Raw genomic sequence first — 10417 nt, 5'->3', positions numbered from 1 at the left:
CCGGCCCGCGCAACCTGCGGCCGGGCTTGCGACGCATTTCGCCTGCGCAGGGGTTGCACCCCGCCAATACGCGCCGCCGCGTTGAAATTTTCGCGGCGGCGCGCCATTTTTCCGCCTCATCCCGTATCCTTTCACTCTTGAACCTTACTAATTCGTTACAAGAGCTTGGGAGGGGGGATGCCTCATGACGTCAGCCTGATTGCGTTGCTCGCGGCCGGTTTCGGTCTCGCGATGATCTTCGGTTATCTCGCGTCGCTGCTGAAAATGCCGCCGCTCGTCGGCTATCTGCTCGCCGGGATCGTGATCGGCCCCGGCACGCCCGGTTTCGTCGGCGACTTGTCGCTCGCGCAGCAGCTCGCCGAAGTCGGCGTGATGCTGCTGATGTTCGGCGTCGGTCTGCATTTTTCGCTCGGCGATCTCCTCGCGGTGCGCAAGATCGCGCTGCCGGGCGCCATCGTGCAGATCACCGTCGCGACGCTGCTCGGCGGCGGGCTCGCGCTTACCTGGGGCTGGAGCCTCGGTGCGGCGCTCGTGTTCGGGCTCGCGCTGTCGGTCGCGAGTACCGTCGTGCTGTTGCGCGCGCTCGAAGGGCGCGGGCTCGTCGAGACGGTCAACGGGCGCATCGCGGTGGGCTGGCTGGTCGTCGAGGATCTCGTGATGGTGCTCGTGCTGGTGTTGCTGCCGCCGGTGGCGGGGCTGCTCGGCGGCACGCCGCCCGGCGACGCGCATGCGGCGGGCGGCAGCGTGTGGGGCACGCTCGGCGTCACGAAGCTGAAAGTCGCGGCGTTCATTGCGCTGATGCTGGTGGTCGGCAAGCGCGTGTTCCCGCGCATTCTTTGGCTCGTCGCGCGCACCGGGTCGCGTGAGCTGTTCACGCTGTGCATGATCGCGGCCGCGGTCGGCATCGCGTTCGGCGCGGCGAAGCTGTTCGACGTGTCGTTCGCGCTCGGCGCGTTCTTCGCCGGGATGATGATGCGCGAGTCGGAATTCAGCCGGCGCGCGGCCGACGAGACGCTGCCGCTGCGCGACGCGTTCTCGGTGCTGTTCTTCATCTCGGTCGGCATGCTGTTCGACCCGAAGGTGCTGCTCGACGAGCCGCTGCACGTGATCGAGGTCGCGGCCATCGTGCTGATCGGCAAGACGCTCGCGGCCGTCGCGCTGGTGATCGCATTCCGCTATCCGCTGAACACGGCACTGACCGTGGGCGCCGGCCTCGCACAGATCGGCGAATTCTCGTTCATCCTCGCAGGTCTCGGCCGCGCGCTCGGGCTGTTGTCGGCCGAGGGGCAGAGCCTGATTCTCGCGGTCGCGCTGATCTCGATCGCGATGAACACGCTGCTGTTCGCGCTGATCGATCCGGCGCTCGCGTGGATCCGCAAGCATTCGGCGTTCGCGCGCAAGCTCGAGGCGCGCGACGATCCGCTCGCCGCACTGCCGATGTCGACGCCGCAGACGCATCTGACCGGGCAGGTCGTGATCGTCGGCTACGGTAAGGTCGGCACGCGGATCGCGCATGCGCTGGACGAGCGCGGCATCGCGTATGTCGTCGTCGAGCAGAATCGCGAGCTCGTCGAGAAGCTGCGCGCGGACGGCATCGCGGCCGTGTCGGGCGACGCGATCGAGCCGATCGTGCTCGTGCAGGCGCATATCGCCCGCGCCGGGATGCTGGTCGTGACGCTGCCCGACGTGTTCGACGTGCGGCAGATCGTCGAGATATCGCGCACGCTCAATCCGACGCTGGAGGTCGTGCTGTGCACGAACAGCGGCGACGAGGCCGCGCTGCTGTCGAGCGAGGGCGTCGGCACCGTGTTCATGGGCGAGTCGGAACTCGCGCGCGCGATGACGGCGCATGTGCTCGGCAGGATGACGAGGCCGGCGGCAGCGTCGCACTGACGTTGCGCGGCGTGGGGCCGCGCTCGGCGCGCGGGGCGGCGGCTTCGATGCCGGCCGCCCCGTCGTTCAACGGGACGTATCGTGCGTCGGTGCGTGCGCGGGCACGTGATAGCCGGTAAGCAAGCCATCGTCCGAAATGACGCCGCGGCCCCGGTGATCGCAGCGCGGCGACGTCGGCGCTCGGTCGCCGGCAGCGCGAGAATCGTCCATGTCGTGCGATTCCCTGGTCCAGAGACCCATCGAGCCGAATCGTCAGCCGTTTTGTGGCATTTCTCGCACCGTGTCTCGGAAAGCCCGAGTACAAAAAGAATAATTAGTACAAGTCCGATTGGTTTGAAATCGAGTTTGAAGATTGTCCACTGTCCTCTCGTTTTCTGCTCTCGCACAATTTCGGATGCCGTTTTTCATGCTGCGCACAGGCGGTCGACGCGCAACGGCGCGGATACACCCGGATGCATCTGGAGCGGATGTATCCGGCTGCGGCGCGCAAGGCGACGCACGTCATTGAAACGATGGGCATGCCCGAACGCGTCGTGGCTCGAAAAACGCTGCCGACACATCGACAACGAACGAAACGAGATAATGATTCAAATCAGTAGAAATCTTTTGAAAACGGCTTACCGGGCGGCGTCCGTGGTATTGAGCGGGCTGTTGATGACCGTGGCGTTGCCAGTGCAGGGGCAAACGGTCATGAAGTGTCAGTCGGTGCCCCCGAGCGAGGGCCCGGGGATACACCATTATGTTGACATCAATTTCCCCGCATCGATCCGCGTCGCGCCCGGCACACCGAACGGAGCGGTCATTGCGACGGTGACGGCAGAGTTCCCTTACGCCTGTCCAGCTAATCCGAACTCTCCGCCGGGCTATGATTACTGGTTCATATTCCCCGGACAGTCGTGGCTGACGACGAACTATCCGAATGTGGGTAAATTGACCACGCTTCAAAATTATCGGGAGTTCGAAACCTTCGGTTTTCGTGTGACGAACCTCGATACGGGGCGGGTAATGGCGGTTCATCATAGCCTGCAGGAATGGGCGCCGTCCCATACGAATGCTGAGCCGCTTTCCAAGGTGTTGAGATTGAAAATCGAAATGATCAAGCTCAACGACAATATCTATAATTTCGCAAAAATTCGGAATCCCAATGCGGCGGTGGGTATCGAGGTGAGAAACAGAGGCAAGGCGGCGCGAGCGATAACAGTGGATTTCAAGTTCTTCAAGTCCGGGGGAAGTTTGGTTGTCACCCCGAATAGTTGTACGGTCACCACGCCGAATGTCAATGTGACGTTGCCGCCCGTATCCGCAGGCAAGCTGAATCAGGCGGGCGCCACGGCCGGCGACACGGGTTTCAATATCGGGCTGTCCTGCCAATCCGGCTCGAACGTGTATGTGACGCTGACCGATTTGACCGACCCGTCGAATACCTCGACCAACCTGTCGCTGGTTCCCGGTTCGACTGCGTCGGACGTCAAGCTGCGCATCCTGAGAAATGGCAATCCGGTCGGGTTCGGCCCCGATTCGGCCGACCCGGGCAATCCGAATCAATGGCTGGTTGGACCGTCGAGCTCGACCTCGAGCATTCCGCTGTCCGCGCAATATGTGTCGACCGGGCGCGTCACGCCGGGGACGGTCAAAGGCGCGGCGACGTTCACGTTGAGCTATCAATAATCACGTCGGGTCACGTCGGGGCGGTGCGCGACAGCGAAGACGCACGGGCGCGTTTAACGCATGAGGCGACGCGCTACCGCACGAGGCGACGCGCGTGCTGCGTGGCCGCGACCGAACGGTGGCGACCTTCGGTTCGTTCTCGAATCAATAGAGCGCAGCGAGCATCGGTTTCTGCCTCATGATGCGATTGCAGACCCGCAATGCTGACGGCGACCGGCTCAGCTTGCGGGCACCTTCGTCGGTACGGTCGTGTCCGACTGCGCGGCCGTTTCCACCGGCACGGCGGCTTTCCGAGCGGAAGCTGTCTTCGGTTGAGCAACCGCCGTTGATGCCGCGACCTTCTTCGGTGGCGTGATCGCCTTGTCCGGCTGGGGCTTCTCCGCTTCGACCGGCGCATCGGGCGGCACGCCGAGCAACTGCAGCGAGCCGCTCGTGACCGACGCGAACACCGGGCCGGCGACCGTGCCGCCGTAGTAGCCCTTGCCGCGCGGCTCGTCGATCATCACCGCGACGATCAGGCGCGGATCGCTCATCGGCGCCATCCCGGCGAACAGCGCGCGGTACTTGCCCTTCGCATAGGTCGCGCCGACCTGCTTGCGCGCGGTACCTGTCTTGCCGCCGATCCGGTAGCCGTCGACGCGCGCGCGGCGCCCCGTGCCGCCTTCACCCACCGCCATCTCGAGCATCGAGCGGATGGCGGCGGCCGTTTGCGGCGAGGTCACGCGATGGCCGCGATGCGCGTCGATCGTCTGCTGGTCGGTGCCGTTCTTCAACAGCGACACTGGGTGCAGCGTGCCGTCGCCCGCATACGCGGTGTAAGTCTGCGCGATCTGCAGCAGCGACATCGACAGCCCGTAGCCGTACGCCATCGTCGCCTGCTCGATCGGCCGCCAGCGCTTGTAGCCGCGCAGCCGGCCCGACGCGACGCCCGGGAACGTCAGTTCCGGCGCGCGGCCGATCCCGTACTCTTGGTATTTGTTCCAGATCGTTTCGGCGGGCAGGTTCAGCGCCAGCTTCGCTAGCGCGACGTTGCTGGACTTCTGCAGCGCCTGCGCGACGGTGAGCGACCCGTGGTTCGACGTGTCGTGGATCACGGCCGGCCCGATCTTGTAGGTGCCCGGCGACGTGTTGATGATCGTGTTCGGCGTGACCTTGCGCTCGTCGATCGACAGCGCGACGACGAGCGGCTTGATCGTCGAGCCGGGCTCGAACGTGTCGATCACCGCGCGGTTGCGCAATTGCTGGCCGGTGAGGCGCGCGCGGTCGTTCGGGTCGAAGGTCGGGTAGTTCGCCAGCGCGAGGATCTCGCCGTTTTGCGCGTCGAGCACGACGACGCTGCCGGCCACCGCGTTGTTCTCGATCACGGCCGCCTTGAGTTGGCTGAACGCGAGCTGCTGGATGCGGCGGTCGATCGTCAGCTCGATCGTCGCGCCGTGCTGTGCGGGGACGAGCGGGCGCGTGTCCGACACGATGCGGCCGAGCCGGTCGCGGATCACCTCGCGCTGGCCCGACGTGCCCTGCAGGCGCGCGTTCGCCGCGAGCTCGACACCTTCCTGGCCCGAGTCCTCGACGTTCGTGAACCCGACCACGTGCGCAGCCGATTCGCCTTCCGGGTAGAAGCGCTTCGAATCGGCGATCTGCGTGATGCCGTCGATCGCGAGCTTGTCGAGCCGGCTGGCGGTGTCCGCGTCGACCTGCCGCTTGAGCAGCACGAACGTCTTGTCGTTGCCGAGACGCCGCTTCACCTCGACGAGCGGCATGTCGAGCAGCTTCGCGATCTGCGGGTAATCGGTGTCGGCGACCTGTTTCGGGTTCGCCCAGATTTCATAGGTCGCTAGGCTGACCGCGAGCATCGCGCCGTTGCGGTCGACGATGGGCCCGCGCATCGCGTCGAGCTCGATCGTGCGCTGATAGCGCTTCTGGCCCTGGCCGACGTAAAAATCCTGGTTCGCGACCTGCACCCAGAAAGCGCGCGCAATCAGCGCCGCGAACGCGAGAAACACGACGACCACGATCAGCCGCGAGCGCCACATCGGCAGGCGCGACGCGAGCATTGGATTCTTGGTCGCCGCCGCGTACGGATCGGCAGGATGGGTCTTCTTTTTCACGCTCATGCAATGGCCGGGTCGGGCCGCCGGACGGCGGCTGGTCAGTCTGAATAATGCGATTGTAATAAATGAGTAAACATCGTGTGGGGAAAGTGTGTTCCGGCCCCGCAAAAAGGCGAGTGGCGCGCTGCTTGAGAAAGCGAGAGGAAGAGGAGGAGGAGGGGGGACGCCGACGCAGGATTGCGCGCCGGGTGCGGGTGATGGAACACGGACGATCCACCGCATGCCGATCCGGGTGCACGATCTCGGGCGAGCCTCGATGGCGACCGTTCCGGCGCGCGATCAATTGCCCGCGCGTCGGTTATTTCTTTAATCCCGAAAATGAAAAGCGCCTCCAGCCGAGGCGCCATTCATGCTGAATATCGAAATAAATATCACTGTTACCGGAATAAACCCGAAAACCGCAGACGATTGATGTCAATAATACCTATCGGGCAACGGCAATAAATTCCCGGTATTCCGGCGGGGTCGTGCAGGTATCGACGGCCTGCAGACGCCACGCGCCGTCGGGATGCTCGCCGGCGAGCACAGCGGGGCCCTGTTCGCGCCGCGTCGCATCGAACGACAGCCCCTTCAGCTGACAGACGGCATGGCTGCCGTCGGCTGCGCAGAGCGCCATCGCGCCTTCCACGTCGCGGACCTTGCCCCAGGTCGGAAGGTCGATGCCCTGATGTGCCTCGCGCGACCACAGCCCTTCGTCGGTATCGACCCACAATACCGCGAACGATTGCCGGGTTGCCGATTCGCTGCTATTAATCCGAATGGTGAGGCGCATTGCATCGTCTCCTGAAAAAAATGACGCATTCGACGGTTTGGACTTGAACAGTCTAGATAGACTGGTGTGAAACGCAAGTGATAATCCGCAATAAATCCGGATCGAGTCTATTTCGATTTCGGATGAAACGACGTCTGACGATTCATGGTCGTTCCCGAGGCGTCAGCACAGGCGGGCGATACCGGCGACGACGGTGTCCGGGCGGGGACGCGCGGCGGTCCGGACATGGGATGACAGGGGCGCCGGCCGCGTCGATCCGTCGCGCACCGGCCGCCGTCGAAACCGGTGGCGAGCGATACGATCCGGCACCGGTCGAATGCGGCCGGACCGAACCGGTCGTCGTTTCGACGCGGCGCCGGCACGACACACTCCGACAATCGCGTACAAATCGGCACACTTTCACGAAACTTTCGGAACAGACTTGCATGCGGTCCGGCCCCACACTGGACGCTTCCCGATCCTGCGCGACGAACGCCCGTCCGCGCCGGGTGCCGCCGCCTCGTGCCAGAGCGCGATCGACGCGATCGCTGGCCGCATGCCCGATCGGGAGCCGCCGGGGCGCGCGTCAGCCCCGGCGCGGCCAGTGAGCCGTGCGCCGCCCGCAACCGCGGGCGCCGCGCCGCCTGGCCGATTCTTCGAAGGAGACTATCGTGCTGATCTGGAAAACCGCGTTGTCGCTGAACTGGCGGACGAGCCTCGTGTCGCCGGCCAGCGCACCGGTCGCGGCGGCGAACGTCGGACGGCTGGTGCTGACCGGCGCGACCGGCTTCATCGGCAGTACCGTGCTGACGGCGCTCGTCAATGCAGGGCTGCTCGAACGCATCGTCTGCGTCGTGCGCGCGCAGGATCGCGGCCACGCGGTCGCGCGGCTGCGTGAAGCCGCGCTGCGCGCGGGGCTCGCGCCGTACTGGGCGTCGCGCCTGACCGATGCGAACGTGATCGTCGGCGCGCTCGCCGACGTGTGGCACGGCGCCGATGCGCCGCGCCTGGCCGGCGCGACGCACGTGATTCACTGCGCGGGCCATGCGTCGCCGGCCGACGGCGCGCACCTGCGGGCCGGCATCGCCGATGCGGTGTGCTTCGCCGAACGCTTTGCGCGCTCGCCGCACCTGCAGCGTTTCGTCTACGTCGGCACGGCCTACGCGCACGCCGGCCGTGGCGGGATCGTGCGGGAAGAGGCGGAACGCGACGCGGGGAACGATGCCGCGCCGGGCGACGAAGGCCTGCCGGGCGCGGTGCTCGCGGCTGGCTACCTGCACGCGAAGGCGGAGACGGAACAGCGCCTGCGTGCGCTCGGGCTGCCGCTCGTCGTCGTGCGGCCGTCGCACGTGGTCGGCCACACGGTGCTCGGGACGCGGCCCGCGCCGAATTCGTTCTGGATGTTCCGGCTCGCGCATGCGGCGCGCCGCTTCACCGCGCGGCCGATGACGCGCATCGACATCGTGTCGGTGGACGACGTGGCGCGCGCGACGATGCTGCTGGCCGTCAAGCCGACGCTCGCGCACGACGTCTATCACGTGTCGGCCGGCGACGAGGCGCCGCAGGTCGCGCAGATCGTGCGTGCGATGGACGAGGCGGCGGGGATGACCGGGGCGCCGCGCTACGCGGCATGCGCGCCGGCCGACCTGCCGCTCGTCGTGCGCGACGTGCTCGGGCGCCGCGATCCGGCACTCGAGCGCGTGATCGGCCGGGCGTTGCAGCGTTGCGGGGAATTCGCGACGGTCGATCGCGTGTTCGACAATCGCCGCGTGCGCGACGAGATCGATTTCGAGCCGTTGCCGTTCATCGACTACGTCGAGGAATGCATGCGCACGTCGCGCGGGGTGGCCGTGACCGAGCTGATGCGCGGCGCGATCCACTGACCGCCCGCGTCGCATCGGCGCCCGTTGCCGCACGTGGCGGGCGCGGGCGCCGTCTTTACGCGTGGCTGCCGAGCTCGATGAGCCGGTCGAGCGCGCGGTAGATATCGTCGAGGCCGTCCTCGCCGAATCGCGATTCGAGCTGGCGATATTGCTCGTCGATGCGCGGACCGATTTCCGTCACCAGTTTCCTGCTTTGCGGCGTCAGGCTGACCAGCAGCCGGCGCTGGTCCTCCTGCGCGCGCATGCGCGTGATCAGACCGTCGCGCTCCATCCGTTCCAGCACGCCGGTCAGGCTCGGGCTCAGGATGCAGCAGCGTTTCGCGATCTGCCCGGCTTCGAGCGCCTGCGCCGGTTCGCCGTCGAGCACGCGAATGATCCGCCATTGCTGTTCGGTCAGCGAGAATTCCTTGAGAATGGGGCGAAACAGGCCCATCAGCGTTTCGCGGGCCTCGAGCAGCAGCATGGCCAGGTTGCGATGGTCGAGCGTACGGTTCATCAGCGTGAGCAGAGGACGGGGACGCATCAATCTTAACAGCCGAAGCTGATGAATTTCGCGTATCAGGGTAATCGAGGTTGCCAGCACCCGATTGTTTACTTAAGATATTAAGTATTGACGATGCGCCGCGACGCGCGGCAGGGGAATGACGCATGGAGCTGTCTTGCACGACCGCCGCGGCGCCGCCGTTGCCGGTCGCCATCGGTACCGTCTACGGCGCGCTGCTCAACGAGCGCGCGGCGCTCGCCGCGCTCGGCGATGCGGTGAACGCCCCGCCTTACGGCCGCCCGCCGCAGGCGCCGATCCTGTACATCAAATCCGCCAACACGCATGTGGCCGACGGTGCCGCCGTCGTCGTGCCGGCCGGCGTCGACGCGCTCGAGATCGGTGCGTCGGTGGCCGTCGTGTTCGCCCGGCGCGCGACGCGCGTGGCGGCCGCGCAGGCGCTCGACTACGTGCACGGCTTCACGCTCGCGAGCGACGTGTCGGTGCCGCATCCCGATTACTACCGTCCGGCCGTGCGTTTCAAGTGCCGTGACGGCTTTTGCCCGCTCGGCCCGGCGATCGTGCCGGCCGCCGCGCTCGCCGACGTCGACGCGATCGGCCTGACGGTGCGGATTGACGGCGAGCTGGCCGCGTCCGCATCGACCGCGACGCTGATTCGCCCGGTTCGCGAGCTGATCGCCGACGTGACGGCCTTCATGTCGTTCGACGCGGGCGACGTGCTGCTGCTCGGCGTCGCGGGCGGCGCGCCGCGCGCCCGCGCGGGCAGCACGATCGAGATCGCCGCGGCCGGCATCGGCGCGTTGCGGCATACGTTGATTGCGGAGGAAGCACGATGAAGACGGCGCGTGTGATCTATAACGGCGCACTGCATGCAGCCGAACCGGCCGGCGACGGCGCGATCCGCCTCGATACGGGGCGCGTGCTGGCGGAGGACGCGGTGGCATGGCTGCCGCCCGTCGCGCCGCGTACGACGTTCGCGCTCGGCCTGAACTACGCCGACCATGCGAAGGAACTCGCCTTCAATGCGCCGAGCGAACCGCTGATCTTCCTGAAGGGGCCGAACACGTTCGTCGGCCACCGGTCGCGCACGGTGCGCCCGGCGGACGCCACGCACATGCACTACGAGTGCGAGCTGGCCGTCGTGATCGGCCGGCCCGCGCGCCGCGTGAGCCGCGCGCAGGCCATCGACTACGTGGCCGGCTATACGGTCGCGAACGACTACGCGATCCGCGACTATCTCGAGAACTACTACCGTCCGAACCTGCGCGTGAAGAACCGCGACACCTGCACGCCGCTCGGGCCGTGGTTCGTCAGCCGCGACGAGATCGGCGACGCGGGCGACCTGACGCTGCGCACGACGGTGAACGGCCGGCAGACGCAGCGCGGCAGCACGCGCGACATGGTCTTCGACGTGCCGGCGCTGATCGAGCACATCAGCAGCTTCATGACGCTCGCGCCGGGCGACCTGATCCTGACCGGCACGCCCGAGGGGCTGGCGGACACGCAGCCGGGCGACGAGGTCGTGACCGAAATCGAAGGGATCGGCCGGCTCGTGAACACGATCGTCGCCGAGGCAGACTACTATCGCGCCGGCTGAGCCCGTCGCCCA

At 66.4% G+C, this 10417-nt stretch carries 8 protein-coding genes; 5 read left to right on the top strand and 3 right to left on the bottom strand.

What is annotated here, in order from left to right:
• Window positions 1-177 precede the first annotated feature (177 nt).
• Both WS95_RS04700 and WS95_RS34645 read left to right on the top strand, forming a co-directional pair.
• Window positions 178-1893: a cation:proton antiporter domain-containing protein gene (locus tag WS95_RS04700; protein WP_059822546.1), complete on the top strand. Its 1716-nt coding sequence runs from the start codon at window positions 178-180 to the stop codon at window positions 1891-1893.
• 582 nt (window positions 1894-2475) lie between these two features.
• Complete coding sequence (locus WS95_RS34645; protein ID WP_156444430.1) at window positions 2476-3561, top strand: fimbrial protein; 1086 nt, start codon at window positions 2476-2478, stop codon at window positions 3559-3561.
• Window positions 3562-3779: 218 nt separating this feature from the next.
• Here the strand turns inward: WS95_RS34645 and WS95_RS04690 are convergent, their stop codons facing one another.
• Both WS95_RS04690 and WS95_RS04685 read right to left on the bottom strand, forming a co-directional pair.
• Window positions 3780-5675 carry a peptidoglycan D,D-transpeptidase FtsI family protein gene (locus WS95_RS04690; RefSeq protein WP_034204963.1) on the bottom strand — a complete coding sequence of 632 codons (1896 nt, stop codon included), beginning with the start codon at window positions 5673-5675 and terminating at the stop codon, window positions 3780-3782.
• 421 nt (window positions 5676-6096) lie between these two features.
• Window positions 6097-6444: a DUF3564 family protein gene (locus WS95_RS04685; protein ID WP_059822544.1), complete on the bottom strand. Its 348-nt coding sequence runs from the start codon at window positions 6442-6444 to the stop codon at window positions 6097-6099.
• A gap of 650 nt (window positions 6445-7094) precedes the next feature.
• Between WS95_RS04685 and WS95_RS04680 the strand changes: the two genes are divergently transcribed.
• The gene (locus WS95_RS04680; RefSeq protein WP_059822542.1) at window positions 7095-8306 is read left to right on the top strand and encodes an SDR family oxidoreductase; all 1212 of its coding nucleotides are present in this window, start codon (window positions 7095-7097) and stop codon (window positions 8304-8306) included.
• A gap of 55 nt (window positions 8307-8361) precedes the next feature.
• Here WS95_RS04680 and hpaR read toward each other — a convergent pair whose 3' ends face one another.
• Complete coding sequence (gene hpaR / locus WS95_RS04675) at window positions 8362-8802, bottom strand: homoprotocatechuate degradation operon regulator HpaR (protein WP_059822541.1); 441 nt, start codon at window positions 8800-8802, stop codon at window positions 8362-8364.
• Between the two features lie 152 nt (window positions 8803-8954).
• Between hpaR and WS95_RS04670 the strand changes: the two genes are divergently transcribed.
• Both WS95_RS04670 and WS95_RS04665 read left to right on the top strand, forming a co-directional pair.
• Window positions 8955-9644, top strand: a complete 690-nt coding sequence (locus WS95_RS04670) for a fumarylacetoacetate hydrolase family protein (protein ID WP_059822539.1) — start codon at window positions 8955-8957, stop codon at window positions 9642-9644.
• Window positions 9641-10405, top strand: coding sequence for a fumarylacetoacetate hydrolase family protein (locus WS95_RS04665; RefSeq protein WP_034204958.1), 765 nt, complete (start codon window positions 9641-9643; stop codon window positions 10403-10405). The genes WS95_RS04670 and WS95_RS04665 overlap by 4 nt, the downstream gene beginning before the upstream one ends.
• The last annotated feature ends 12 nt before the right edge of the window (window positions 10406-10417 follow it).

The sequence above is a fragment of the Burkholderia sp. MSMB1826 genome (genome assembly GCF_001526325.1).
Taxonomy (GTDB): domain Bacteria; phylum Pseudomonadota; class Gammaproteobacteria; order Burkholderiales; family Burkholderiaceae; genus Burkholderia.
This window is presented reverse-complemented; position numbering and strand designations above follow the sequence as displayed.

Excerpts from the sequence above, each read along its gene's own strand:
- WS95_RS04700 (WP_059822546.1), top strand. The coding sequence starts at position 178 with ATGCCTCATGACGTCAGCCTGATTGCGTTGCTCGCGGCCGGTTTCGGT.
- hpaR (WP_059822541.1), bottom strand. The coding sequence starts at position 8,802 with ATGAACCGTACGCTCGACCATCGCAACCTGGCCATGCTGCTGCTCGAG.
- WS95_RS04670 (WP_059822539.1), top strand. The coding sequence starts at position 8,955 with ATGGAGCTGTCTTGCACGACCGCCGCGGCGCCGCCGTTGCCGGTCGCC.
- WS95_RS34645 (WP_156444430.1), top strand. The coding sequence starts at position 2,476 with ATGATTCAAATCAGTAGAAATCTTTTGAAAACGGCTTACCGGGCGGCG.
- WS95_RS04665 (WP_034204958.1), top strand. The coding sequence starts at position 9,641 with ATGAAGACGGCGCGTGTGATCTATAACGGCGCACTGCATGCAGCCGAA.
- WS95_RS04690 (WP_034204963.1), bottom strand. The coding sequence starts at position 5,675 with ATGAGCGTGAAAAAGAAGACCCATCCTGCCGATCCGTACGCGGCGGCG.
- WS95_RS04685 (WP_059822544.1), bottom strand. The coding sequence starts at position 6,444 with ATGCGCCTCACCATTCGGATTAATAGCAGCGAATCGGCAACCCGGCAA.